This is a genomic window from Pseudomonas sp. MEJ086, assembly GCF_030209025.1.
Taxonomy (GTDB): Bacteria; Pseudomonadota; Gammaproteobacteria; order Pseudomonadales; family Pseudomonadaceae; genus Aquipseudomonas; species Aquipseudomonas fulva_A.
On record NZ_JARVSV010000014.1, the window covers coordinates 12,462 to 38,470 of the forward strand.

Consider the following 26,009-nt stretch of genomic DNA (forward strand, 5'->3'; position numbering starts at 1 on the left):
TGGCAGCTGGCCGCTTGCACGATGCAAGATCACGTCATACTTGCCGTGCAACTTGCACGAAGATTCCCAGACTAATCTCTGCCATTCACCCCATGGAGCATGTAAATGGAAGCAACAGGTCAGAGCGGGCGCATCCTGCTGGTCGACGACGAAGCGGCTATCCTGCGTACCTTCCGCTATTGCCTGGAAGACGAGGGCTATCAGGTCACCACTGCCAACAGCGCAGCGCAAACCGAGTCACTGCTGCAGAGGCAGGTATTCGACATGTGCTTCCTCGACCTGCGCCTTGGCGATGAGAACGGCCTCGACGTGCTGGCGCAGATGCGCATCCTCGCGCCCTGGATGCGCGTGGTGATCGTCACCGCGCACTCGGCCATCGACAGTGCCGTGGATGCCATGCAGGCAGGCGCCGCGGATTATCTGGTCAAACCATGCAGCCCGGACCAACTGCGCCTGGCCGCTGCCAAGCAACTGGAAGTACGGCAACTCTCCGCACGCCTGGAAGCCCTGGAAGGCGAAGTGCGCAAGCCCAGCGACGGCATCGACTCGCACAGCCCGGCAATGATGGCGATCCTGGAAACCGCCCGGCAGGTGGCGACCACCGATGCCAATATCCTGATCCTCGGCGAATCCGGTACCGGTAAAGGCGAGCTGGCGCGCGCCATTCACGGCTGGAGCCGCCGTGCCAAGAAATCCTGCGTGACCATCAACTGCCCGTCGCTGACCGCCGAGCTGATGGAAAGCGAGTTGTTCGGTCACAGCCGCGGCGCCTTCACCGGCGCCAGCGAAAGTACCCTGGGGCGGGTCAATCAGGCCGATGGCGGTACGCTGTTCCTCGACGAGATCGGCGACTTCCCGCTGACCCTGCAGCCCAAGCTGCTGCGCTTCATCCAGGACAAGGAATACGAGCGCGTAGGCGACCCGGTGACCCGTCACGCCGACGTACGCATCCTCGCGGCGACCAACCGTGATCTCGCTGACATGGTCAAGGAAGGACACTTCCGTGAAGACCTGCTGTACCGCCTCAACGTCATCACCCTGAACCTGCCGCCACTGCGCGAGCGCGCCGATGACATCCTTACCCTGGCCGACCGTTTCCTCGCTCGCTTCGTCAAGGATTACGCCCGCCCGGCCCGCGGTTTCAGCGAAGAGGCGCTGAAGGCGCTGCTCGACTACCAGTGGCCCGGCAACATCCGCGAGCTGCGCAACGTGATCGAGCGCGCCAGCATCATTTGCCCCGGTGAATGGGTAGAGGTCGCTCATCTGGGGATGAGTGCGTCGGTCACCAACAGCGCCCCGCGTGTGGGCGCCGACCTGAGCCTGGAGGAGCTGGAGAAGGCGCATATCTCGGCGGTGCTGGCCAACAGCGAAACCCTCGACCAGGCAGCCAAGACGTTGGGCATCGACGCCTCGACGCTATATCGCAAACGAAAGCAGCTCGGCCTATGAAGCTGCGCAGCAAGCTGTTCCTCAGCACCAGCGCCCTGCTCACCGTTGCCTTGCTGGGCCTGATGCTGGGCATTTTCAGCGTGCTGCAGCTCACTCAGTCGCAAAACCGCACGCTGGCGCACAATCTGGAAGTCATCAGCGATAGCCTCGATCTCCGCCAGGAGCTGGGCAAGCAGCTATTCATGATGCTTGGCGAGGACTTCGACCAGCAGACGGTGCAGAGCCTGAAGGAGTCCGACCAACGCATCCGCAGATGGATCGACGATGGCTTGCAGGCCAGCCCGACGGAAGCCGACCGTCAGGCGATCGTCGATATCCAGGCCGCCTACCAGAACTTCAGCCGCCTGTTGGAAGACCCACTGACCGTACGCGGCCAACTGCTTACCAACGATGATTTCGCCAGAACCATCGAGACCGTTCGTGACCGCCTCAACGCCCTGCAGGTGAGCTACGTGACGGCCGTCCAGCAGTCGGAAGCCGAAGCCCGTGACCGTGCCTGGCTGATCGCCGGATTGCTGGGGCTGGTCGGCCTCGCCGTGCTGGTGATCGGCTTCATCACCGCGCACACCATCGCCCGCCGAGTCGGTCAGCCGATCGATGCCCTGGCCCGCGCTGCAGACCAGATCGGCCGCGGCGACTTTCAGGTGACCTTGCCGATTACCCCGGTTGCCGAACTGTCCGCACTGAGCCGCCGTTTCGGTCTCATGGCGGAGAGCCTGCGCCAGCTAAAGAGCAGCAACGTCGAAGCGTTGATGGCTGAGCAGCACCGCCTGCAGGCCGTGCTCGACAGCATCGACGACGGCCTGCTGATCTTCGGTCGCGACGGCCTGCTCGAACACTTCAATCCGGTCGCCCAGCGCCAGCTTGGCTGGCATGACCAGCCCCTCGGCCAGAGCCCAAGCCAGGCACTGTCTCGCCCGGAGCTGGATGATCAACTGCAGCACGTACTGCAGGGCCACAGCCTGGAACAGCGCCTGGCGGACCTGCAGGTCGAGGCGAATGGCGAAACCCGCCTGCTCAACTACAGCCTGACACCGGTCAGCCAGGGCCAGGGGCAAATCCTCGGTGCCGTGATGGTGCTGCATGACGTGACCGAGCAGCGTGCCTTCGAACGGGCCAGAAACGAATTCGTGCTGCGCGCCTCCCACGAGCTGCGCACTCCGGTAACCGGCATGCACATGGCGTTCGGCCTGCTGCGCGAGCGCAGCAAGTTCGCCGAGGAGTCCCGCGAAGCGGATCTGGTGAGTATCGTCGACGAGGAAATGGAGCGTCTGGTGCACCTGATCGAGGATCTGCTGAATTTCTCCCGCTACCAGAGCGGCGTGCAGAAACTCGAACTGGCGCCTTGCGACATTCCCGACCTGCTAAGGCAGGCGGCCACCCGGCATGTCGGCAAGGCCCAGGCGCGGCAGGTCAGCCTGGCGCTGGAAAGCGCCGAGGGGCTGCCACGCATTCATCTGGATCAGGCGCAGATCGACCGGGTACTCGATCACCTGATCGATAACGCACTGCGCCACAGCCCAGAGTCAGGAACCATTCGGTTGCTCGCGCAACGTCAGGAGGACAGGCTGCTGATCAGTGTCGAAGATGAAGGTGAGGGCATCGCTTACGGCCAGCAGGCCAGGCTGTTCGAACCCTTCGTGCAGATCGGTCGCAAGAAGGGCGGAGCCGGGCTCGGCCTGGCGCTGTGCAAGGAAATCGTCCAGCTGCACGGCGGGCGCATCGGCGCCGAATCCCAGCCGGGCCAGGGCGCACGCTTCCATATCTCCCTGCCGCTTTAAGCGGCAATCAAGGCAGGGCGCCAGAGCTTCAGGCGCCCTCCCCGCCGGCCTGGTGTCAGGCCTTGCCCATGCGGTTGAGCACCAGAAGAAGCGCGGCGGTTTCCGCGTCGGGCTGACCGTCGTAGAGGCTTTGCCGGTACTTCATCTGGAATGCGCGGATCACGTTGCGTGTCGCTTCGTCGAGCACGCCGCTATCCGGCACCACGTAGCCCTGCGCGGCCAGCTGCTGCTGGAACCACGCGACGTCTGGCAGGCTGAGGGTGTAAACGGCCTGCTCACCGGCGACTGCGGCGGCGTCCGGCCAGGGCATCAGGCCAGCATCGGCCAGTTGCTTCCAGGGGAACAGAGGGCCCGGATCGACCTTGCGCTGCGGCGCGATATCGCTATGACCGATGATGCTGCCAGGCGGCAAGTGGTGACGCGCCATGATGTCCTTGAGCAGCACGATCAGCGCGTCGATCTGCTGCTGGGCATAGGGCTGCCAGTAACGGCCCTTGGGCGTATCGAAGTAACCCTGGTTGATCAGCTCGATGCCGATGGTGGTGCCGTTGAGCCAGGTGCGCCCCTGCCACTCGCTGACGCCGGCGTGCCAGGCACGGCGATCCTCATCGACCAATTGGTAGATGGTCGGCGGCACGGCGTTGATCAGGTAGTGAGCGCTGACCTCTTCCTTGGTGAGCAGCTCCAGCGAGCGTGGCAGGTCGGCCGAGGTGTAGTGCAGCACGATGTACTGCACTCGGCTGCTCTGGCCGCTGGAGGTGTAGCTGTGGTCGATGCGCGGCCCGCTGGCGCAACCAGCGAGCAAGAGGGCGAACAGGACAAGACTTAGGAATTTCATGGCTGGATATGCAATACGCTTTGTAGATTGTCCAACAGCATGTCGACGCTGAGCATGATCAACAGCATGCCCATCAGCCGCTCCACTGCGGTCAGCCCGCGAGGGCCGAGGAAACGCTGCAGGAACGAAGCCTGCAACAGGATGAACGCTGTCGCGGCCCAGGCCAGGATCAGCGCGAGGTAGAGCTCCCAGAGCTCGCCTTCGTGGGTGTTACGCAGGGTCATCAGCACCGCCAGTGCAGATGGCCCGGCCACTGCAGGCGTGGCCAGCGGCACGAGCATCGGTTCACCGTCCGGGACATCCCCGAGCACGCCGTGCGGGCTGGGGAAAATCAGCCGCATGGCGATGACGAACAGGATGATACCCCCCGCGATGGCGGTTGCCTCCCGCGACAGGCCAAGCGAGCTGAGCACTTTGTCACCAAAGGTAAGGAACAGCAGCAGTAATCCCAGGGCGAACAGCAGCTCGCGCGCGGCCACCCACAAGCGCCGCTCGGGGGCGACGTTCTTCAGGGCGGCAATGAAGATGGCAATGTTGCCAAACGGATCGGTGACCAGGAAGAGCAGCACGGCGATGCTGAAGATGTCCATGTTCGGGCTCCAGAAAACAGCCGCACAGTCTAGTGTCTGTAGGAGCTGCCGTCTGTCAGCAATGCGCCTTCGTATTACCGGGCAACGCCTGCCACTGGTCGGCGCCGGACGGCGCTGAACTTGTCGTACCTCTAAACGATCCATAATCAGACGACTATGAGGGAACATTCCATGCGTGCGCTGCTCTGGTTCAAACAGGACTTACGCCTCGACGATCACCCCGCGCTGCAGGCTGCCCTCGGTGCCAATCATCTTGTGCCTCTGTATGTTCTCGATCCGGCGTTGCTGCAACTCGACGAGTTCGGCAGCCGACGCATTGGCGTGCACCGCGCGCGCTTTCTGCTGGAAAGCCTGACAGCGCTCGACAGCGCCTTGCGCCAGCGTGGCTCGAAACTTCTGGTCATCACCGGAAAGCCGGAAGAGGTGGTCGTGCAGGTGGTCGAGCAGTTCGACCTGCAGCAGGTGCTGACCCTCGACGAAATCGCCCCTCAGGAACTCGCTCTGCTCGCTCGTGTACGCGACAGCCTTGGTGGCGTTCCCCTGCGCACGGCGCAAAGCAACAGCCTGTTCAGCGAAGCCGAACTGCCTTGCCCGCTGGCGCAGTTGCCTCAGGTGTACAGCCAGTTCCGCGCACTGGTCGATGCGCGCCAGTACGTGTTCCAGCCGCAAGCAGCGCCGGATCAACTGCCGCCGTTGCCAGATGGCGCCGATGCCCCGGAGTTCGGCCTGCCCACCCAGTCCCAGTTCGGCCTTGGCGATGCCCTGAGCATCGCGCCGAGCGCCTTTCCCTTCTCGGGTGGCGAGGCAGCGGCCCAGGCCCGACTGCGTGATTACCTGTGGGACAGCCAGGGGGTCAGGCGCTACAAGGAAACCCGTAATGGCATGATCGGCAGCGAGTATTCGTCGAAGTTCTCGCCCTGGCTGGCCAACGGCAGCCTGTCGCCACGCCGCACAGCAGCCGAGCTGCGCCGCCACGAATCGCTCTATGGCGCCAACGAATCCACTTACTGGCTATGGCTGGAACTGCTGTGGCGCGAGTTCTTTCGTTGCACCTTGCAGCGCCACGGCCAGGCGCTGTTCGAAGCAGGCGGTTTGAAAGCCACCGAACGCGCGCCGCAGCAGATCGACGAGCGATTCGAGCACTGGGCTCAAGGGCGTACCGGCATGCCGCTGGTCGACGCCAACATGCGCGAGCTGATCGCCACGGGTTTCATGTCCAATCGGGGGCGCCAGGTGGTAGCCAGCTACCTGGTCAGTGATCTGGAGCAGGACTGGCGTCATGGTGCGGCCTGGTTCGAGGAGCATCTGATCGACTATGACCCGGCCAGCAACTGGGGCAACTGGGCGTACCTGGCAGGCGTCGGCAGCGATCCGCGGCTCAAGCGCATGTTCAATGCCCTCAAGCAGGCTCGTCAGTACGATCCTCAGGGGGAATACGTCAGCCTGTGGATACCGGAGCTGCGCAGCCTGCCCGAACACCTGCGCCACACGCCGTTCCTGCTACCGCATCTGCAGCTGGAGGCGATCAACTACCCAAGGCTGGAGCAGATTCCCGAATCCTGGCAGCCGCACCTTCACGCCGTGGCCTGAGGGGAGAACCGAGCGGCCCTGACGGACTGCTCAGCGTTGACCTGCCTACCGAGGATGGTGCTGGTGCGGCTCAGCCGCCTGGGGTGAAGTGCTTCTGAGTGGTGCCACGGGCGATCAGCCGGGACAGGTAATCCAGCTTTTGTGGATCACGGTCCACGAAGCGCAACACCACCTGCAGCCACTCGCTGTCAGGCTTCGGCTCGAAGGCGGCGACACTGTGCAGATAGCCGTTGAGGCGCGCCACTTCGGACGACTCGCCCTGCTCCAGATCGAGCACCACGCTTTCCAGCACTTGTGGAATCAGCTCGCCACGTTTGACCACCAACAATGCTTCCTTGAGGCTCAGTGCCTTGACGACGCAAGCCATGGTGCCGCCCGGCAGGCGCAGTTGGCCCTGGCTGCGGCCCATGGGCGTGCTTGAAGCGGCTTTGGCAGGAGCCGGGCTGGCACTGAACGCCGCCGCTGGCTGAGGCGCAGCGGCCGGACGGACGGTTTCCGCTTTGCCGGCGGTCAGCGCGGCCAGCGAATCATTGGCGAAAGCCCCGGTGCTGAGCATTTTCGGCGGCGCGGCCGACATCAGTGCGGCCAGCTTGCCGCTGCGCTGCAGGGCTTTCTTGACCTTGGTGATCAGTTGCTCGTTGGAGAACGGCTTGCCGATGAAATCGGAAACGCCAGCCTGAATGGCCTGCACGACGTTTTCCTTGTCGCCACGGCTGGTGACCATGATGAACGGCACGCCCTTGAGCGTTTCCTGCTCACGGCACCATTGCAGCAGCTCGAGACCCGACATCTCGGGCATTTCCCAATCGCAGAGGATCAGGTCGATCGGGTTGCGGCCGAGCACCTGCTGGGCCTTGCGCCCGTTGACCGCCTCCTCGATCTGGATACCGGGAAGATGGTCGCGCAGCCCCTTCTTCACCAGATCGCGGATAAAGGTGGCATCGTCCACCACCAATACACTGACTTTGCTCATCGACCACTCCCTCGAATGGCCATTAGCATAGACGCCCGCACTGGCCTAAGGCCAATACTAAAGCGTAACCCTGCGGGAACGCGTGAAGGCAACCGACCGGTGCCGGGCATTCACGCGCGCTCAGGGTGCCAGAGCAACCAGGATCACTCCTTGGCGCCGCCCTGCACTTCTTCCTGCATGCGAGTCAGGCCGATGTGTTTGACGTCGGTGCCGCGTACCAGATAGATGACCAGCTCGGCGATGTTGCGGGCGTGATCGCCGATGCGCTCCAGCGAGCGCAGGGCCCAGATCACGTTGAGCACGCGGGAGATCGAACGCGGGTCTTCCATCATGTAGGTGACCAGCTCACGCAGTGCGGTCTTGTACTCACGGTCGACGGTCTTGTCGTACTGCGCCACGGAAAGCGCCAGGTCAGCGTCGAAACGGGCGAAGGCGTCCAGTGCTTCCTGCACCATCTTGCGAACCTGATCGCCAATGTGGCGAACCTCGACGTAGCCGCGCGGCGACTCGCCTTCCTCGGTCAGCAGGATCGCGCGCTTGGCGATCTTGGTCGCCTCGTCACCGATACGCTCCAGATCGATCACCGACTTGGAAATGCTGATGATCAGACGCAGGTCCGAGGCCGCCGGCTGGCGACGGGCGAGAATGCGTACGCACTCCTCGTCGATGTTGCGCTCCATCTGGTTGATCTGGTCGTCGATCTCGCGCACCTGCTGGGCCAGGCCGGAGTCGGCCTCGATCAGAGAAGTGACGGCGTCGTTGACCTGCTTCTCGACCAGACCGCCCATGGCCAGGAGGTGGCTGCGGACCTCCTCCAGCTCGGCGTTGAACTGCTGGGAAATATGATGGGTCAGGCTGTCTTTGTTGATCATCTGTTTCGCTCCGCGAAGGCTTCAAGCTCCGAGCTTCAAGCTACAAGTCATTGTCTGCGAATCACCCAGGATGGCCGCGTAACACTCGCGGCCCTAGCGACTGTCAGCCGTAACGACCGGTGATGTAGTCTTCGGTCTGCTTTTTGGCCGGGTTGGTGAACAGTGCATCGGTATCGCCGAATTCGATCAGCTTACCCATGTACATGAACGCCGTGTAATCGGAAACCCGCGCAGCCTGCTGCATGTTGTGTGTAACGATGACGATGGTGTACTTGGACTTCAGTTCGTAGATCAGCTCTTCGACCTTCAGGGTGGAGATCGGGTCGAGGGCCGAGCACGGCTCATCGAGCAGCAGGACTTCCGGCTGCACTGCCACGGTACGGGCGATCACCAGACGCTGCTGCTGACCACCGGACAGACCAAGGGCCGAATCATGCAGGCGATCCTTGACCTCATCCCACAGCGCCGCGCTCTTCAGGCCCCATTCCACGGCCTCGTCGAGCACACGCTTCTGGTTGATGCCCTGGATGCGCAGGCCGTAGACCACGTTCTCGTAGATGCTCTTGGGGAACGGGTTGGGCTTCTGGAACACCATGCCGACACGGCGGCGCAGTTCGGCGACGTCTTCACCCTTGCGGTAGATGTCGCGACCATCGATGTTGATCTCGCCTTCCACGCGGCAACCGTCGACCAGATCGTTCATCCGGTTGAAGGTACGCAACAGGGTCGACTTGCCGCAACCGGACGGGCCGATGAAGGCGGTCACGCGTTGCTTGGGGATGTTCATCTTGACGTCGTACAGGGCCTGCTTGTCGCCGTAGAACAGGTTCAGGCCGGGTACTTCGATGGCCACGGTTTCGTTGGCCAGGTTCAGGCTCTGCTTGTCGCGGCCAAGGGCCGAGATGTCGATGCCGTGGGAAGCGGTTTCGTGTTGCATAAGTGCTCACTCCGTTCGCAGCGCCAAGCTGCAAGCTGCAAGCTGCAAGCCCGTTCGCCGCGCTTCTGCTTGAAGCTTGCGGCTTGGGGCTTGCGGCTCGGATTTAGTGGTCCAGGGCCTTGTACTTCTCGCGCAGGCGGTTGCGCAGGTAGACGGCCGTCAGGTTGAGAATCGCGATTACCATTACCAGCAGCAGTGCGGTGGCGTAAACCAGCGGTCGCGCCGCTTCGACGTTGGGGCTCTGGAAGCCCACGTCATAGATATGGAAGCCCAGGTGCATGATCTTCTGGTCGAGGTGCAGGTAAGGGTAGTTGCCATCCACCGGCAGGCTCGGGGCCAGCTTGACCACACCAACCAGCATCAGTGGCGCCACCTCACCCGCAGCGCGGGCCACGGCGAGGATCAGACCGGTCATCATCGCCGGGCTGGCCATTGGCAGCACCACGCGCCATAGCGTTTCGACCTTGGTGGCACCCAGCGCCAGAGAACCTTCGCGCAGTGCCCGCGGAATCCGCGCCAGGCCTTCTTCGGTGGCGACGATCACCACCGGCACGGCGAGCAGTGCCAGGGTCAGCGAGGCCCACAACAGGCCAGGCGTACCGAAGGTCGGTGCCGGAGCGGCCTCGGGGAAGAACAGCCGGTCGATCGAACCGCCGAGCACGTAGACGAAGAAGCCCAGACCGAACACGCCGTAGACGATTGCCGGGACACCGGCCAGGTTGTTCACCGCGATCCGGATGACCCGGGTCAGCGGCCCCTGCTTGGCGTATTCACGCAGATAGATCGCGGCGATCACACCGAACGGGGTGACGATGACCGCCATGATCAGGGTCATCATGATGGTGCCGAAGATTGCCGGGAAGATGCCGCCCTCGGTATTCGCCTCACGCGGATCGTCGCTGACGAACTCCCACAGCTTGCTGCCGTAGAAGCTCAGCTTGTCGAGGTTCGACATGGCGTTCGGGCGAAACGCGCGGACCACTTTGCCGAGGCTGATTTCCAGCTCGCGGCCATCGGCGGAACGCACGGTCATGCTGTCGCGATTGAACTGCTGGTGGCGCGCATTCAGCTCGGCCTCGAGCACCTTGTATTCGGCATCCCAGCGGGCGCGTTCGGCAGCGAGGTCAGCCTGAGCGGCCTCGGTCAGCTCACCGCTGAGTTCGAGCTTGCGGGTCTCCAGACGTACGCGCTCGAGACCGGCGTTGATACGGCCGATGTCACGCTTCTCGAGTTGCACGATCTGGCTGTGCAGACCGTCGACGCGGGCGATGCGTTTCTGCAGCTCCGCCCAGGCAGCGTCGCCTTCGGCAATCAGCTTGCCGTCTTCCTTGACGTTGATCAGGTAGCCGTAGAAGTTGCCCCACTCGCGGCGCTCGAAAGCGCTCAGGGTTTCAGGCCTGCGCTGCTCACCGAGCCATTCGCCGACCACCCAGGAGAAGTCGGCGCCGTACAGATCACGGTTACCGACCTTGAGCAGCTCGCGGGTCATGAACTCGCCGCCGTCGACATTTACCGGCAACCCGGCGGAGGCCAGGCGGGCACGGGGAATCTCTTCCTTCTGCACCACCTCGCCCGCCATGATCTTGGCTTCCTGACCAGGGATCTGGTAGGTGGCCTCGATGATGTCGGACGGCCAGAAGTGGGCCAGGCCACGGGTAGCGATCACGGCCAGCAGACCCAGGGTCATGATGATGGCGATGGATACCGCACCGGCGTTCATCCAGATCCAGGGCGAACCGCTCTTGAACCAGGATTTCATGTTGTGCTGTTTCACGGACATAGTCTTGCAGTCCTCAGAGCGAAGCGTACTTGACGCGCAGGCGCTGACGCACCAGCTCGGCCAACGTGTTCATGACGAAAGTGAACGACAGCAGCACCAGGGCGGAGAGGAACAGCACCCGGTAATGGGTACCGCCGACTTCCGACTCGGGCATTTCCACCGCCACGTTGGCTGCCAGGGTGCGCAGGCCTTCGAAGATGTTCATGTCCATGATCGGCGTGTTGCCGGTGGCCATCAGCACGATCATGGTCTCACCGACGGCACGGCCCATGCCGATCATCACCGCCGAGAAGATGCCCGGGCTGGCGGTCAGGATCACCACGCGGGTCAGGGTCTGCCAGGGCGTGGCACCCAGGGCCAGGGAACCGAACGTCAGGCTCTTCGGCACGCTGAACACGGCGTCTTCGGCGATCGAGTAGATGTTCGGGATCACCGCGAAGCCCATGGCCAGACCGACCACCAGCGCGTTGCGCTGATCGAAGGGTATGCCCAGGTCGTCGCTCAGCCAGGCACGCATGTTGCCATCGAACAGCCAGTTCTCCAGGTAGCCGCTCATGCTCAGCGAGACGATGCCGACCAGCAGAATCACCGGGATCAGCAGCGCCGCTTCCCAGCCATCCGGCACGCGCAGGCGCACGGACTCAGGCAGGCGGCTCCACAGGAAGCCCGCCAGCAGGATGCCGATCGGCGTGAATATCAGCAGGCTGAAGATGCCGGGCAGGTGTCCCTCCACATAAGGAGCGAGGAACAGACCGGCGAAGAAGCCGAGGATCACGGTCGGCAGCGCTTCCATCAATTCGATGACCGGCTTGACCTTGCCGCGCATGGCCGGCGCCATGAAGTACGCGGTGTAGATCGCCGCGGCGATGGCCAGCGGAGCGGCCAGCAACATGGCGTAGAACGCGGCCTTGAGAGTACCGAACGCCAGGGGTGCCAGGCTCAGTTTCGGCTCGGCGTCGGTGTTGGCCGACGTGGACTGCCAGACGTAAGCAGGCTTGTCGTAGTTCTCGTACCAGACCTTGCCCCACAGCGAGCTCCAGGAAATCTCCGGGTGCGGGTTATCGATCAGGATGCGCTCGATCTTGCCATTGGCTTCGACCAGAGCCCGGTTGGCGCGCGGCGACAGCGCGGCGATGTTGTGACCTTCGGCGACCGGCTCGACCAGCAGGGTGCGGTGCGCGGTACTGTGGAAAATACCCAGGTTGCCCTTGTCGTCCAGGGCGATGAAGCCCTTGCGACGCTCTTCGGAGATGATCTGGGTGACCGGGCTGTCGGCGAGCTTGAACTCACGAACCGGCTTGAGCGAAGAATTGCCATCTTCGTCACGCACCATGAACCATTGCTGGATGCCGCCAGTGCTATCACCGGTCAACAGCGAGATGCCACCCAGCAGGGAGGTCGCGTAGGTGATTTCGCGGTTGCCATCGTTGAACAGTTTGTAGCGACCGTTGAGAGCCTTGCTGCGCAGATCGAATACATCGGCAGTGGCGCGACCGTTGATCACGAACAGCCAGTGCTGACGTGGGTCGATGGTCAGTTCCTTGATCGGCTCGGCGATCTGCGGCAGCGACAGGCGCTCTTCGCTGACCTCGACCTCACCGGTCATCATGTTCTCGTCGCGGCTCAGGCTCAGCACCTGCAGCTCGCTCCCCACCGAACCGGCGATCAGCAGCGTACCGCTGTTCACGCTGATGCCCATGTGCTCAAGCGGGCGACCTTCGGGGTCGATGGTCAGCGGCGCCTCGCCGAACGGGTAGACGATGGACGGGGTGATGGTCTTCACGTCGTTCGGGTAGGAAATGCGGTAGGCGTGCTCGAACACCAGCGCCTGGCCATTGGACAGGCCAAGGGCAACACGGTGGCTGCCCGGCTGATCTTCACCGACGGAGACCACCTGGCTGCCGGCAGGCAGGGGCAGGTCGATGCTGGTCAGTGCGGCCATGCTCTTGGCATCGAAGAACTGGATCTTGCCGTCGCCAGACAGGCGCATACCGACCTGATTCTGTTCTTCGAGCGCCATCAGCAGCGGCTCACCGGCATCGGCCAACCAGGCTGGCTGTATGGCGTCACGTTTCTCGATGTCGGCGCCCTGGAACATCGGCAGCACGACATAGGCGAGGTAGAAGAAGATCAGGGTGATGGCGCCAAGCACCGCCAGGCCACCGATCGACACGCACCAGCGGGCCAGGCGGTCCTTGAAGGCGCGTATGCGGCGCTTGCGTTGCAGAGCCGGAGTATTGAAGTCCAGCCCGAGGGAATTTGGAGAGGCGGTCATGGGTTCACTTGCCAAGTCATTCATAGTGGAGAGCGTCTCTGCGCGGCCATGAGCGCGCCGTATTTTCAGTCCGTTTCACGAGCCCGGCCAATCTAGCGCGTTCGTGTGACAGAAAAGTTACAGCACGGTGACGTGGCGAAGCCCGCCTCTCGGAGAGAGGCGGGCTTCGCGAATTGCAGGTTGCTAGAGGCTTACAGCCCCAGCTCCTTGCGGGTCTTCTCGATGACCTTGAGCGGCAGCGGGATGTAGCCATCCTTGACCACGACGTCCTGGCCCTGCTTGGACAGGATCAGCTTGAGGAACTCTGCATCCAGCGGGCTCAGCGGCTTGTTAGGCGCCTTGTTCACGTAGATGTAGAAGAAGCGAGCCAGCGGGTACTTGCCCGACAGCGCGTTGTTCTCGTTGGCTTCCTCGACTTCTCCCTTCTTGTTCACCAGGGGAACGGCACGGACGCTGGCGGTACGGTAGCCAATGCCCGAGTAACCGATGGCGTTGACGGTGCTGGAGATAGACTGCACCACGGAAGCCGAACCTGGCTGCTCGTTGACGTTGGACTTGAAGTCGCCTTTGCACAGGGCTTCTTCCTTGAAGTAGCCGTAGGTGCCGGATACCGAGTTACGACCGAACAGCTGGATCGGCTTGGTAGCCCACTCACCGCTCAGACCCAGCTCGCCCCAGGTTTTCAGTTCCTTGGGCTCGCCGCACAGACGGGTGCTGGAGAAGATCGCATCGACCTGTTGCATGGTCAGTTGCTTGATCGGGTTGTCCTTGTGGACGAACACGGCCAGGGCATCGATGGCGACTGGAACGGCAGTCGGCTTGTAGCCGTACTTCTGTTCGAAAGCCTGGATTTCGCTGTCCTTCATGGCGCGCGACATCGGGCCGAGGTTGGCAGTGCCTTCGGTCAGCGCAGGTGGCGCGGTGGAGGAACCGGCGGCCTGGATCTGGATGTTCACGTTCGGGTAGGACTGCTTGTAGTTCTCAGCCCACAGGGTCATCAGGTTGGCCAGGGAATCGGAGCCAACGCTGGACAGGTTGCCCGATACGCCCGAAGTCTTCTCATAGGTCGGCAGAGCCGGATCGACAGCGGCAACCGCATGGGCAGTGGCGACGCCAGCTGCAACAAATGTCATGGCCGCCATCAAACGCTTCAGTTTCATGCCTTGCTCCTAGCAGAGTGGTAATCATTGGAAGGCCGGCGTGCCGTGGTCGTAGCGCCCGATTTACCGCCTTCTCACGATTGGGGTCGTGTTGGTTGGAACGGGGCTCAGTATCGTCAGCCCATGTGACCACTCTATGTAACCAATATGACAGTTGGATGACGGCGCAGGAGGGACGTCGGCGATGCGAATACGGGTGCATGGGCGGGCGCAACGCGCTAAGGTCGCGGGGCGACCACCCAGTCGGTATACTTTCCCGGCCCCATCAACGGGCCCACCACAGCGCCGCGAGCCGTGAACAGATGAAAGACTTCGAACAGGAAGACCCGATACCTCAGGGCGATCTGGCACTGCAGATCACCGCTCTGCCACGCGAGACCAATGGTTTCGGTGACATTTATGGTGGCTGGCTGGTTTCGCAGATGGACCTGGCCGGCACGGCCATGGCGAGCAAGGTCGCTGCCGGCCGCGTGGCAACCGTGGCCATCGATCGCATGGCCTTTCTGGTTCCGGTGGCGGTGGGTGCGCAGTTGTCCTTCTATACCCAGGCACTGGAGATCGGCCGCAGCTCGATCCAGATGCTGGTGGAAGTGTGGAGCGATGACCCGCTTTCCAGCGAATGGCGCAAGGTCACCGAAGCGGTATTCGTGTTCGTCGCCATCGACGGCAGTGGCCGCACCCGCTCGGTGCCACCGCGCCGCTGAGTGCAACCGACCGCGTGTAAGCCCACTGCATGACCGCTTCTTCAGTCCTTAGCGGCCCTGCCCGATCAGCTCGCTGACCCGCGCGCGATCCGCTGCGAAGCTGCTTTCCGCCTGCTTGCGCGCCGCCTGGTGACGCTCGATGTCCTTCTTCAGACGAACCTGCTCATCACGCTGACCGTTGATCTGGGCAAGCAGTTGCTCCGGCACCTGACGCCCTGCCCGCTCCTGATCCGCCGCCTGCTTCTGCAGGTTGGCCTGCTGCAAGCGAACCGATTGCAGGTTGCCATTGGCCACACCGATCAGCCCATCCAATTCGGCCAACTTGCGGGCGCGGGCACGGTCGACGTCTTCGGGGCTGCTATATAGACGCAGCAACTGGGTATCGGACTTGGCCCGCTCGCGGTCAGCCAACAGCTTCTTCATTTCATCGGCCGTCGGCGCTGGCGGCACCACACGCACGACACGCCCCTGCTCGTTGAGCACGTCATAGCCCTTGCCGATGAACTCGCTGGGCACACCCTGGCGGTCGATCACCGTGATGCCCTGGGCATTGGTGTAGCGATACATCTCGCTGGCGCTCGCCCATAGCGGCAGCAGCAGACCAAGCCAGAGGGTGCGACGCATGATGGGCGATTTGAACATGGAGCGCGCTCTCTCGGCTCGTCAGACTCAGATGCCGTACTCGGCCCGATAGGCCTCCACAGCAGGCAAGTATTGCTTCAGTTCAGCATCATCGGCCAGATATTCCAGCACTTGCTGCAGAGAAACGATGCTCACCACCGGAATATTGAAGTCGCGCTCCACTTCCTGAATCGCCGACAGCTCGCCACGACCGCGCTCCTGACGGTCCAGCGCGATCAGTACACCGGCCGCCTGGGCGTTCTGCGCCTGGATGATCTGCATCACCTCACGGATCGCGGTACCAGCGGTGATCACGTCATCGATGATCAGCACGCGGCCTTCCAATGGCGCGCCGACCAACGTGCCGCCTTCGCCATGATCCTTGGCTTCCTTGCGGTTGAAGCACCAGGGCAGGTCGAGGTCATGGTGCTCGGCGAGCGCCACGCCTGTGCTGGCGGCCAGCGGAATGCCCTTGTAGGCCGGGCCGAAGAGCACGTCGAAGGGGATGCCGCTGTCGACCACCGCGGCCGCGTAGAAGCGCCCGAGGCGGGCCAGCGCGAGGCCACTGGCGAACAGCCCGGCATTGAAGAAGTAAGGGCTGACGCGTCCCGACTTGAGGGTGAACTGGCCGAAGCGAAGAACGCCTCGCTCGATGGCGAAACGAATGAAATCGCGCTGATACGTTTGCATGAATGACCCTGAGGCGGCACTGGATGTGGCTTGGAATTACTAAATGGCGTCTAGCTCAGGTATCATACACGCACGTGTTTTTGGGGGCCATTTATGCGGATCATCAGTGTGAACGTGAATGGTATTCATGCTGCAGTCGAGCGCGGTTTGCTCAGTTGGCTGCAAGCACAGAATGCCGACGTGATCTGCCTGCAGGATACCCGTGCCTCCGCCTTTGAGCTGGACGACCAAGCCCTCCAACTGGATGGCTATTTCCTCTATGCCTGCGATGCAGAAGTGCCAAGCCAAGGTGGCGTGGCACTCTACTCGCGGTTGCAACCCAAGGCGGTAATCAGCGGACTCGGCTTTGAAACGGCCGATCGCTACGGGCGCTACCTGCAGGCAGATTTCGACAAAGTGAGTATCGCCACGCTGCTGCTGCCTTCGGGCATGGGCGGTGACGAGAACCTGAATCAGAAATTCAAGTTCATGGACGATTTCTCCAAGTACCTGGACAAGCAGCGCCGCAAGCGCCGTGACTACATCTATTGCGGCTCGCTGTATGTCGCCCATCAGAAGCTGGACGTGAAGAACTGGCGCGACTGCCAGCAATCACCCGGTTTCATGGCGCCCGAGCGCGCCTGGATGGACGAGATCACCGGCACCATGGGTTATGTCGATGCCGTGCGCGAGGTCAACCGCGAGGCTGACCAGTTCAGCTGGTGGCCGGACAACGAACAGGCGGAGATGCTCAACCTGGGCTATCGCTTCGACTACCAGTTGCTCACCCCGGGCATGCGTCGCAGTGTTCGCACCGCTCGCCTGCCACGTCAGCCGCGCTTCTCCCAACATGCGCCGCTGATCGTCGACTACGACTGGACGCTGACCGTCTGATCGATGCCGCTGACACGAAAACGCCCCGACCTGTTCGGGGCGTTTTCATTTGCGCTGTTCTGTATTGGGAAAAACGCCGCCAACTGTGACGTGCCAGCGTGAACCATCCGCGCTAGCCTGCGCGTCCGCATACCACCACACGAGGCCGCGCCGATGACACCCAAGGACATACTGCTGGCTGCCGTGGTGATCGTCGCCTGGGGCGTCAACTTCGTGATCATCAAGGTCGGCCTCGAAGGCGTACCGCCAATGCTGCTCGGCGCCCTGCGTTTCGCGCTGGCGGCGTTTCCGGCGATTCTCTTCATCCGCCGCCCGGACATGCCGCTGCGCTGGCTGCTCGCGTATGGCCTGACCATCTCCCTGGGGCAGTTCGCCTTTCTGTTCTCGGCGATGTACGTCGGCATGCCCGCCGGCCTGGCATCGCTCGTACTGCAGGCACAGGCCTTCTTCACCCTGGGTTTCGCTGCGCTGTTCATCGGCGAAACGGTGCGTCGCAGCAGCCTGATCGGACTGGTCGTGGCGGCCGCAGGGCTGTTGCTGATCGGCAGTGAAAGCGGGCGCAGCTTCACCCTTGCCGGCTTCGTGCTGACCCTGTGCGCGGCGGCGATGTGGGGGCTGGGCAATATTGTCACCAAGCGCATCGGCAAGGTGAATCTGGTCAGCCTGGTGGTATGGGGCAGCCTGATTCCACCGCTGCCATTCCTGGCGCTGTCGCTGATGCTCGAGGGCCCGGCGCAGATCGAAACGGCGCTGCGCACGATTTCCCTCAACTCGCTGCTGGCCATCGCCTACCTGGCGTTCATCGCCACCCTGCTGGGCTACGGCCTGTGGAGCCGCCTGCTGTCACGCTACCCGGCCAGCCAGGTGGCGCCCTTCTCGCTGCTGGTGCCGGTGGTCGGCCTCAGCTCGGCCTGGCTGCTGCTGGGCGAAGGCCTGAGCACGGCACAATGGATTGGAGCGGCCGTGGTCATGCTGGGGTTGCTGATCAATGTGTTCGGCGCACGCCTGTTGCAGCAGTTGCGCGGCGTTTCGGCCTGACGGGGACACTGCTGGGGCAGCGACCGAGCTGAACCTTCAGCTCCGCGCGGCCTCCGCCAACGGTATCGACGGCAAGGACCAGGCGATCCGACTGATCGGCCCGATCAGTCGATGCGCTCGAACTTCAGGTCCCACACGCCGTGCCCCAGGCGCTCACCACGGCGCTCGAACTTGGTCACCGGGCGCTCGGCCGGGCGCTCCACGCAGCGGCCATCGGCTGCCTGGTTGCGATAGCCAGGTGCGACGCTCATCACTTCCAGCATGTATTCGGCATAGGGTTCCCAGTCAGTGGCCATGTGCAGCACACCGCCGACCTTGAGCTTCTGACGTACCAGTTCGGCGAACGCCGGTTGAACGATACGGCGCTTGTTGTGACGCGCCTTGTGCCAGGGGTCCGGGAAGAACAACAACACGCGGTCGAGGCTGGCGTCGGCCACGCACTGACGCAACACTTCCAGCGCATCGCAGCTGTACACCCGCAGGTTGCTGAGGTTCTGGGTCATCACCCCGTTGAGCAGCGCACCAACACCCGGCCGGTGCACTTCCACGCCGATGAAGTCTTGCTCAGGCGCGGCGGCGGCCATTTCCAGAGTGGAGTGGCCCATACCGAAACCGATTTCGAAGGTGCGCGGCGCCTTGCGCCCGAATACCGCGTCGAAATCCTGCAGGCCATCGCTCAACGCCAGGCCGAACTTCGGCAGGCCCTGATCGAAGCCGCGCTGCTGGCCTTCGGTCATGCGCCCGGCCCGCATCACGAAGCTCTTGATGGCGCGCATGTGCCGTGGGGTTTCTTCGGCTGGGGTTTGTTCGATATCGCTCATGGAGTACTCGGGACACGGAATAGGGAAAGAGAAAACCGCGAACGGGGACTGCCGGTCCCCGTTCGATACCTGTACGGCAGGCTGCGCTCAGCGGATCATGCCCTCCAGGGGCGACGACGCACTGGCATAAAGTTTCTTCGGCATGCGCCCGGCCAGGTAGGCCAGGCGGCCGGCCTCGATGGCGTATTTCATGGCCTGGGCCATGAGCACCGGCTGCTGGGCATGGGCGATGGCGCTGTTCATCAGCACCGCCTCGCAGCCCAGCTCCATGGCGATGGTGGCGTCGGAGGCCGTGCCAACGCCGGCGTCCACCAGTACCGGAACGGTCGCCTCCTCAAGGATGATGCGCAGGTTGTAAGGGTTGCAAATACCCAGCCCGGTGCCGATCAGACCGGCCAGCGGCATCACCGCGATGCAGCCCATTTCCGCCAGCTGTCGGGCGATGATCGGGTCGTCACTGGTGTACACCATCACGTCGAACCCTTCCTTGACCAGCACGTCGGCGGCCTTGAGGGTTTCGATCACGTTGGGGAACAGGGTCTTCTGATCAGCCAGCACTTCCAGCTTGACCAGTTTGTGACCATCGAGCAGTTCACGGGCCAGGCGACAGGTACGCACGGCTTCGACCGCGTCGTAGCAACCGGCGGTGTTCGGCAGGATGGTGTAGCGATCCGGCGAAATCACCTCGAGCAGGTTGGGCTCACCCGGGTTCTGGCCGATGTTGGTACGACGCACCGCCACGGTAACGATCTCCGCGCCCGAGGCCTCGATGGCGGCACGGGTCTCGTCGAGATCCTTGTATTTGCCGGTACCGACCAGCAGGCGCGACTGATAGGTACGGCCAGCCAGGGTGAAGGGCTTGTCGCTGACAACGTGGCTCATGGGGATTCCTCTGCACGGGAGAGTTGGAAGGGCGTGGCGCAGGGCTCAGCCGCCGCCGATGGCATGTACCACTTCGAGGCTGTCGCCCTCGGCCAGCGCGGTGCTGGCGTACTGGCTGCGCGGAACGATATCGAGGTTGCGCTCGACTGCAACGCGGCGGCCTGCCAACTGCAGGTGCTCGATCAGGTCGGCGACACTGGCACCGTCGGGCAGCTCGAGGGCTTCACCGTTCAACTGGATATGCATGGCGACACGTCACAACAGGAGAAAGGGCCGGCATTCTAGCCCGATCACCGGCGATGACCAAGGCGCTGGCCGGCCATTCGTCTCAGGCCATGCGCCAGGCGAGCAGCCCCAGGCAGGCCCAGCCAGCCAGAAAAGCCAGGCCGCCGAACGGGGTGACGATACCCAGCTTGCTGACACCACTGAGGGTCAACAGATAAAGACTGCCGGAAAACAGCACGATGCCCAGGGCGAAGAAGCTACCCGCCAGATTCACCAGACGGCCTGGCACCAGCAGGGCGAGAACCGCCACACCGAGCAATGCCAGGGCATGGATCAGCTGATAATGGGTGCCGGTCTGAAACACGGCCAGGTACTCGGGGCTCAGCCTGCTCTTCAGGCCATGGGCAGCGAACGCCCCCAGAGCGACCCCGGAAAAGCCGGCAAAGGCCGACAGCAGCAACCACAGACGAACCATAACGTCCTCACCGATCATCAAGGGATGAGGCAGTTTACGCCCTCGACCGCCCCCACGCGCGCTCCCGATTGCCGCAGCGCCCGCAGCGTTGCCCGCAACGGCGCAGGGAGCCGTATAATGGTCGGCCAATCAAGCCTGGCTCCCCGCGCATGCTCCGATCCATTCGCCGCGTTCTGCTGAAGCTGCTGTTCTGGTCTATCGCCGGCTCGGTCCTGCTGGTGCTCGCCTTTCGCTGGATTCCGCCACCGGGCACGGCGCTGATGGTCGAGCGCAAGATCGAATCCTGGATCGACGGCCAGCCCATTGACCTGCAGCGCAGCTGGCGCTCCTGGGAGCAGTTGCCCGACGACCTGAAGATCGCCGTCATCGCCAGTGAAGACCAGAAGTTCGCCCAGCACTGGGGCTTCGATGTCGACGCGATCAAGGCCGCGGTATCGCACAACCAGCAGGGTGGTTCGGTGCGCGGTGCCAGCACGCTGAGCCAGCAGGTGGCGAAGAATCTCTTTCTCTGGTCCGGCCGCAGCTGGCTGCGCAAGGGTTTCGAGGTGTGGTTCACCGGGCTGATCGAGCTGCTGTGGCCCAAGCAGCGCATTCTCGAGGTCTACCTCAACAGCGCCGAATGGGCCGATGGCGTATTCGGCGCGGAAGCGGCGGCGCAGCATCACTTCAATACCGGCGCGTCGTACCTCTCGGCGCGTCAGGCCAGCCTGCTGGCTGCCGTACTGCCCAACCCGCGGCAGCTGGATGCAGGCCGCCCCAGCGGCTACGTCAACCAGCGCGCCAACTGGATTCGCCGGCAGATGCGCCAACTCGGCGGCAGCCACTACCTGAACCAGCTACAGGCACCACGGCCAAGCTGGTGGCAGAAGTAGGCTGGACCGGGATACCTAATGAGCGTGATGCGGGCAATGGGTGCGCCGAAGCCCCCAGGAGCATGAACCCTAGGGTGGAGCTTCAGCCCACCAAAGCCATTCAACCCGACGGTAGCGCATGCGGTTCAGCGCCTCGGCCTGTGGGCGTTGTGATGGTGGGCTGAAGCCCACCCTACCCGATCGAACGGAGAGCGTGGGGCTGTCGCCACTTTGCGCCAATCCGCAAACGGCCTACAAACGAAAACGCCCCGAGCGATGTCGGGGCGTTTTGGGTTCAGCAGGCCGGAATCAGGCGGCGATGGAGCCCTTGAGCTTGTTCATCGCGTTCTTCTCCAACTGGCGGATACGCTCCGCCGAGACGTTGTACTTGGCCGCCAGTTCGTGCAGCGTGGCCTTTTCCTCAGCCAGCCAGCGCTGCTGGAGGATATCGCGGCTGCGCTCGTCGAGCGCTTCCAGGGCCTCGTGCAAGTTGGCACTGGAGGTATCGCTCCAGTCCTCGTCTTCCATCTGCTTGGCCGGGTCGTAGCGATGGTCTTCCAGATACTGAGCGGGCGACTGGAAGGCACTGTCGTCGTCGGCATCGGCAGCCGGATCGAACGCCATGTCATGACCGGTCAGACGGCTTTCCATCTCGCGGACCTCACGGGCCTCGACGCCCAGGCTCTCGGCCACGGCATTGACTTCGTCGTTGTTCAACCAGGCCAGACGCTTTTTCTGGCTGCGCAGGTTGAAGAACAGCTTGCGCTGAGCCTTGGTGGTCGCGACCTTGACGATGCGCCAGTTGCGCAGGATGAACTCGTGGATTTCGGCACGAATCCAGTGCACGGCAAAGGACACCAGGCGCACGCCCATTTCCGGGTTGAAGCGCTTGACCGCCTTCATCAGGCCGACGTTGCCTTCCTGGATCAGGTCAGCCTGAGCCAGGCCATAGCCGGAATAACTGCGCGCGATGTGCACGACGAAACGCAGGTGGGCCAGCACCATCTGGCGGGCGGCCTCGAGATCCTGGCTGTAGAAGAGATTGCCGGCCAGTTCGCGCTCCTGCTCGGGCGTCAGCAGCGGAATGCTGTTGACCGCATGCACGTATGCTTCCAGGTTTGCGCCTGGAACCAGAGCATGAACAGGTTGCAAGGAAGTGGACATTTGAATCCTCCGATTCACGTAACGTACGCAGTGTAGCACTGCGCAATATGACCGGAAGCCACCATCCTGGTTCCCCGGTCAATAGTCAATATCAACCAAATCAATAACTTGGCGAGGCGTCAAGCTAGCGCCTCAGCGGGGCGCAAGCTCCCTCAAGTGTCGCGCCACCGCCAGCCACGCACCGATATACCCCAACAGCACCGCTCCCAGCAATAGGGAAAAGCCGTCTGCCGGTGGTACGCCGGCCAGTGCGAAGTCGCTGCCGTACAAACCGGACAGGCGTACCACGGCATCGTTCAACCAGTTCAACCCGAAGGCCAGCACCAGCCAGGACAGCACACCGGCGCCCAGGCCGTAGAGCGCGCCCATATAAAGAAAGGGCCGACGCACGTAGCTGTCGGTACCACCGACCAGTTTGATCACTTCGATCTCGGTACGACGGTTCTCGATATGCAGGCGAATGGTGTTACCGATCACCAGCAGCAGCGCCATGATCAGCAAAACCGTGAGACCAAAAACGAAACGGTCGCCCAACTTGAGGATCGCGCTCAAACGCTCGACCCACACCAAGTCCAGCTGTGCCTGCTGCACGTTGGGCAGCTCTGCCAACCGCAAACGCAACGCCTCGAGCGTGGCTTTGTCGACTTCCTTGGGCGTTACCAGCACAGCGCCGGGCAACGGGTTGTTAGGCAGTTCCTTGAGAGCTTCGCCCAGCCCGGACTGCTGCTGGAACTCTTCCAGGGCCTTGTCGCGGCTGATCCATTCGGCTTCGGCGACGTCGTCCATGCCGGCAATTTCTTCGCGCAGGGCCTGGCCCTGACTATCGCTGGCGTCGATGGTGAGGAACACCGAAATCTGCGCGGCACGCTCCCAAGTGCCGCCAAGACGCTCGACATTGCCAAGCAGCAGCGACAGGCCCATGGGCAGGCTCAGCGCCACGGCCATCACCAGGCAGGTGAAGAAGCTGCCGATCGGGTGCTTACCGAGACGGCGCAGGCTGTCGACCAGGCTGGCACGGTGGTTTTCCGCCCAGGCGCGCGCCAGGGTGCGGAAATCCGGTTCATCGTTCGGGCCTTGAGGCTCGGCGTTCTTCGGTGCCGCGCCGACACGCTGGGCTGGCTGGGGTGGTGGTACGCGAGAGGCACTCATTCCGCGGCCTCCCCGTCACCGATCAGGCGGCCACGCTGCAGGGTGAGCATGCGATGGCGCATGCGAGCGATCAGGGCCAGGTCGTGGCTGGCGATCAGCACGCTGGTGCCAAGGCGGTTGATGTCTTCGAATACGCCCATGATTTCCGCCGCCAGACGCGGGTCGAGGTTACCGGTGGGTTCGTCGGCCAGCAGCAGGGCCGGACGATGAACGATGGCGCGGGCGATGCCGACGCGCTGCTGCTGGCCGGTGGACAGGTCGCCCGGGTACAGCTCGGCCTTGTCGCTGAGGGAAACCCGTTCCAGTGCAGCGCCGACACGGCGGCCGATATCGCTCTTGGAAAGGCCGAGAATCTGCAACGGCAGGGCCACGTTGTCGAACACGCTGCGGTCGAACAGCAACTGATGGTTCTGGAACACGACGCCGATCTGCCGACGCAGAAAGGGGATCTGCGCGTTGGTGATCTGCGAAAGGTCCTGGCCGGCGAGCAACAGCTTGCCCGACGTCGGTCGCTCCATGGCCAGCAGCAAACGCAACAGTGTGCTCTTGCCGGCGCCGGAGTGGCCGGTGACGAACAGAAACTCGCCGCGACGGACGCGGAAACTCAACTCATGCAACCCGACATGACCGTTGGGGTAACGCTTGCCGACCTGCTCGAATCGGATCATCACTGCTCCCGTTGCTGGAAAAGCGCCTGAACGAAGGGTTCGGCCTCGAAGGTGCGCAGATCGTCGATGCCCTCACCAACGCCGATATAGCGAATCGGCAGGCCGAACTGCTTGGCCAGGGCGAAAATCACACCGCCCTTGGCCGTACCATCCAGCTTGGTCAGGGCCAGGCCGGTCAAGTTCACCGTCTGGTTGAATTGTTTGGCCTGGCTGATCGCGTTCTGACCGGTACCGGCATCCAGTACCAGCAGCACTTCGTGAGGCGCGGTGTCGTCGAGCTTGCCGATCACCCGGCGCACCTTCTTCAGCTCTTCCATCAGATTGTCCTTGGTGTGCAGACGACCGGCGGTATCAGCGATCAGCACGTCCATGCCACGGGCCTTGGCAGCCTGCACCGCGTCGAAGATCACCGAAGCGGAATCGGCACCGGTGTGCTGGGCGATCACCGCGATCTTGTTGCGCTCACCCCACACCTGCAACTGCTCGACGGCAGCGGCGCGGAAGGTATCGCCGGCGGCGAGCATGACCTTCTTGCCCTCGCCCTGGAGTTTCTTGGCCAGCTTGCCGATGGTGGTGGTCTTGCCGGCGCCGTTCACGCCGACCACCAGAATCACGAAGGGCTGCTTGCCGGTATCGATGCGCAGGGGTTGCTCGACCGGGCGCAGCAGCGCGGCGAGCTCCTCCTGCAGGGATTTGTACAGTGCCTCGCTGTCGGTCAACTGCTTGCGCGCGACTTTCTGGGTCAGGCTCTGGATGATCGCCGTGGTGGCCTCGACACCAACATCGGCGGTGAGCAGACGGGTCTCGATCTCGTCGAGCAGATCGTCGTCGATGGCCTTCTTGCCAAGGAACAGGCTGGCCATGCCCTCGCCCAGGCTGGCGCTGGTCTTCGACAGGCCCTGGCGCAGACGGGAAAACCAGCCGCCCTTGTTGTCCGACGGCTTGTTCTGCTCGGCGACCGGCGCGGCCACTTCGACAGGCGCTGCCAGCACGGCGGCCGGGGTCGCCGGCACAGCGTGATGCACGTCGCTACCGCTGGCCAGTTCGACCGGGTGCGCACGCGCGGCGGCCGGTTGCTCGGCAACCGGCTCGTCCAGCGCCTCGGGGCCATGGCGGGTCGGCAGCGGATCGCTGGCCACTGGCTCTGGCTCTGGCTCTGGCTCTGGCTCTGGCTCTGGCTCGGCGATGATCACCGGCTCTACAGGTGCAGGCACCTCGGCCACGACCGGCTCGGGAGCCTCCAAAGCGGGCTGTGGTTCAGGCTCTGCCTGAGGCGCTGCAGGCGCGGGTTCCACAGGCTTCTTGCGCAACCAGCCAAACAGGCCGCGCTTCTCGGTAGCTTTCTCTGCGCCCTGTTCGGCGCTGGCATCAGGGGCCGGGATCTTGTTGTCGTCTTTTGAACCAAACATGGAGGACGGCTATCTCAGAGGGGCGAACGCCATGGCCCTCGCACGGTAGGGCTGAGGGCGGTGCTTGGCGGCAGGCGCACGGGGGATTCGCACACCATCGCTGCACAGACGTGGTCGCCGGTAAAACGGATGCGTATCCTAGCACCTCCGCGCCGCTCACGGCTAAGCCAAGCACGCCGTCCGGCGATGCGCGA

25 protein-coding genes are annotated in these 26,009 nt (G+C 63.2%); 7 read left to right on the plus strand and 18 right to left on the minus strand.

Annotation, left to right across the window (positions count from 1 at the left end):
- Positions 1-105 precede the first annotated feature (105 nt).
- Entirely contained in the window at positions 106-1,449 is a 1,344-nt protein-coding gene (algB, locus tag QRN22_RS10215) for a sigma-54-dependent response regulator transcription factor AlgB (protein WP_042555971.1), read from the plus strand.
- Positions 1,446-3,230 (plus strand): KinB sensor domain-containing domain, encoded by a 1,785-nt coding sequence (locus QRN22_RS10220; protein ID WP_042555970.1) that lies wholly within the window; start codon positions 1,446-1,448, stop codon positions 3,228-3,230. The genes algB and QRN22_RS10220 overlap by 4 nt, the downstream gene beginning before the upstream one ends.
- Positions 3,231-3,285: 55 nt before the next feature.
- On the opposite strand, the gene QRN22_RS10225 is transcribed toward QRN22_RS10220, so the two are convergent.
- Together QRN22_RS10225 and QRN22_RS10230 are read right to left on the minus strand one after the other, a co-directional pair.
- Positions 3,286-4,068, minus strand: coding sequence for an N-acetylmuramoyl-L-alanine amidase (locus QRN22_RS10225; protein WP_042555969.1), 783 nt, complete (start codon positions 4,066-4,068; stop codon positions 3,286-3,288).
- Positions 4,065-4,658 (minus strand): MarC family protein, encoded by a 594-nt coding sequence (locus QRN22_RS10230; protein WP_042555968.1) that lies wholly within the window; start codon positions 4,656-4,658, stop codon positions 4,065-4,067. The genes QRN22_RS10225 and QRN22_RS10230 overlap by 4 nt, the downstream gene beginning before the upstream one ends.
- Positions 4,659-4,829: 171 nt before the next feature.
- Between QRN22_RS10230 and QRN22_RS10235 the strand changes: the two genes are divergently transcribed.
- Complete coding sequence (locus QRN22_RS10235; protein ID WP_042555967.1) at positions 4,830-6,248, plus strand: DASH family cryptochrome; 1,419 nt, start codon at positions 4,830-4,832, stop codon at positions 6,246-6,248.
- A gap of 70 nt (positions 6,249-6,318) precedes the next feature.
- Here QRN22_RS10235 and QRN22_RS10240 read toward each other — a convergent pair whose 3' ends face one another.
- The 6 genes from QRN22_RS10240 to QRN22_RS10265 form a co-directional block, all read right to left on the minus strand.
- A complete protein-coding gene (locus QRN22_RS10240; protein ID WP_042555966.1) occupies positions 6,319-7,221 on the minus strand; it encodes a response regulator in 903 nt (300 codons plus the stop codon).
- A 143-nt stretch (positions 7,222-7,364) separates the two neighbouring features.
- Positions 7,365-8,093, minus strand: coding sequence for a phosphate signaling complex protein PhoU (gene phoU / locus QRN22_RS10245; RefSeq protein WP_042555965.1), 729 nt, complete (start codon positions 8,091-8,093; stop codon positions 7,365-7,367).
- A 103-nt stretch (positions 8,094-8,196) separates the two neighbouring features.
- Positions 8,197-9,030: a phosphate ABC transporter ATP-binding protein PstB gene (pstB, locus tag QRN22_RS10250; RefSeq protein ID WP_042555964.1), complete on the minus strand. Its 834-nt coding sequence runs from the start codon at positions 9,028-9,030 to the stop codon at positions 8,197-8,199.
- A 103-nt stretch (positions 9,031-9,133) separates the two neighbouring features.
- Positions 9,134-10,810: a phosphate ABC transporter permease PstA gene (gene pstA, locus QRN22_RS10255; protein ID WP_197077052.1), complete on the minus strand. Its 1,677-nt coding sequence runs from the start codon at positions 10,808-10,810 to the stop codon at positions 9,134-9,136.
- Positions 10,811-10,823: 13 nt separating this feature from the next.
- Positions 10,824-13,109, minus strand: coding sequence for an ABC transporter permease family protein (locus QRN22_RS10260; RefSeq protein ID WP_042555963.1), 2,286 nt, complete (start codon positions 13,107-13,109; stop codon positions 10,824-10,826).
- Positions 13,110-13,276: 167 nt separating this feature from the next.
- Positions 13,277-14,245, minus strand: a complete 969-nt coding sequence (locus QRN22_RS10265) for a PstS family phosphate ABC transporter substrate-binding protein (protein WP_042555962.1) — start codon at positions 14,243-14,245, stop codon at positions 13,277-13,279.
- A gap of 302 nt (positions 14,246-14,547) precedes the next feature.
- On the opposite strand from QRN22_RS10265, the gene QRN22_RS10270 reads away from it, so the two are divergent.
- Complete coding sequence (locus QRN22_RS10270; protein ID WP_042555961.1) at positions 14,548-14,949, plus strand: acyl-CoA thioesterase; 402 nt, start codon at positions 14,548-14,550, stop codon at positions 14,947-14,949.
- Between the two features lie 48 nt (positions 14,950-14,997).
- Here the strand turns inward: QRN22_RS10270 and QRN22_RS10275 are convergent, their stop codons facing one another.
- The gene (locus QRN22_RS10275; protein ID WP_042555960.1) at positions 14,998-15,591 is read right to left on the minus strand and encodes a hypothetical protein; all 594 of its coding nucleotides are present in this window, start codon (positions 15,589-15,591) and stop codon (positions 14,998-15,000) included.
- 27 nt (positions 15,592-15,618) lie between these two features.
- Entirely contained in the window at positions 15,619-16,260 is a 642-nt protein-coding gene (pyrE, locus tag QRN22_RS10280; protein WP_042555959.1) for an orotate phosphoribosyltransferase, read from the minus strand.
- A 93-nt stretch (positions 16,261-16,353) separates the two neighbouring features.
- Between pyrE and crc the strand changes: the two genes are divergently transcribed.
- Complete coding sequence (crc, locus tag QRN22_RS10285; protein WP_042555958.1) at positions 16,354-17,133, plus strand: catabolite repression control protein Crc; 780 nt, start codon at positions 16,354-16,356, stop codon at positions 17,131-17,133.
- Between the two features lie 153 nt (positions 17,134-17,286).
- Positions 17,287-18,171: an EamA family transporter gene (locus tag QRN22_RS10290; RefSeq protein WP_042555957.1), complete on the plus strand. Its 885-nt coding sequence runs from the start codon at positions 17,287-17,289 to the stop codon at positions 18,169-18,171.
- A 104-nt stretch (positions 18,172-18,275) separates the two neighbouring features.
- Here the strand turns inward: QRN22_RS10290 and trmB are convergent, their stop codons facing one another.
- The 4 genes from trmB to QRN22_RS10310 all read right to left on the minus strand — a co-directional run bounded on the left by trmB (position 18,276) and on the right by QRN22_RS10310 (position 20,574).
- Complete coding sequence (gene trmB, locus QRN22_RS10295; RefSeq protein WP_218878705.1) at positions 18,276-18,947, minus strand: tRNA (guanosine(46)-N7)-methyltransferase TrmB; 672 nt, start codon at positions 18,945-18,947, stop codon at positions 18,276-18,278.
- Positions 18,948-19,079: 132 nt separating this feature from the next.
- Positions 19,080-19,874 (minus strand): thiazole synthase, encoded by a 795-nt coding sequence (locus QRN22_RS10300; RefSeq protein ID WP_042555955.1) that lies wholly within the window; start codon positions 19,872-19,874, stop codon positions 19,080-19,082.
- Positions 19,875-19,919: 45 nt separating this feature from the next.
- Entirely contained in the window at positions 19,920-20,120 is a 201-nt protein-coding gene (gene thiS, locus QRN22_RS10305) for a sulfur carrier protein ThiS (RefSeq protein WP_042555954.1), read from the minus strand.
- A gap of 82 nt (positions 20,121-20,202) precedes the next feature.
- Positions 20,203-20,574, minus strand: a complete 372-nt coding sequence (locus tag QRN22_RS10310; RefSeq protein WP_042555953.1) for a DUF423 domain-containing protein — start codon at positions 20,572-20,574, stop codon at positions 20,203-20,205.
- Positions 20,575-20,723: 149 nt separating this feature from the next.
- Here QRN22_RS10310 and mtgA point away from each other — a divergent pair, with 149 nt between their 5' ends.
- Entirely contained in the window at positions 20,724-21,446 is a 723-nt protein-coding gene (mtgA, locus tag QRN22_RS10315; RefSeq protein WP_042555952.1) for a monofunctional biosynthetic peptidoglycan transglycosylase, read from the plus strand.
- Positions 21,447-21,734: 288 nt separating this feature from the next.
- Here the strand turns inward: mtgA and rpoH are convergent, their stop codons facing one another.
- The 4 genes from rpoH to ftsY all read right to left on the minus strand — a co-directional run bounded on the left by rpoH (position 21,735) and on the right by ftsY (position 25,815).
- Positions 21,735-22,589 (minus strand): RNA polymerase sigma factor RpoH, encoded by an 855-nt coding sequence (gene rpoH, locus QRN22_RS10320; RefSeq protein WP_042555951.1) that lies wholly within the window; start codon positions 22,587-22,589, stop codon positions 21,735-21,737.
- A gap of 132 nt (positions 22,590-22,721) precedes the next feature.
- Positions 22,722-23,738, minus strand: coding sequence for a permease-like cell division protein FtsX (gene ftsX, locus QRN22_RS10325; protein ID WP_042555950.1), 1,017 nt, complete (start codon positions 23,736-23,738; stop codon positions 22,722-22,724).
- Positions 23,735-24,406, minus strand: a complete 672-nt coding sequence (gene ftsE / locus QRN22_RS10330; RefSeq protein WP_042555949.1) for a cell division ATP-binding protein FtsE — start codon at positions 24,404-24,406, stop codon at positions 23,735-23,737. Before ftsE ends, ftsX begins: the two co-directional genes overlap by 4 nt.
- The gene (gene ftsY, locus QRN22_RS10335; RefSeq protein ID WP_042555948.1) at positions 24,406-25,815 is read right to left on the minus strand and encodes a signal recognition particle-docking protein FtsY; all 1,410 of its coding nucleotides are present in this window, start codon (positions 25,813-25,815) and stop codon (positions 24,406-24,408) included. The genes ftsE and ftsY overlap by 1 nt, the downstream gene beginning before the upstream one ends.
- Positions 25,816-26,009: the final 194 nt, after the last annotated feature.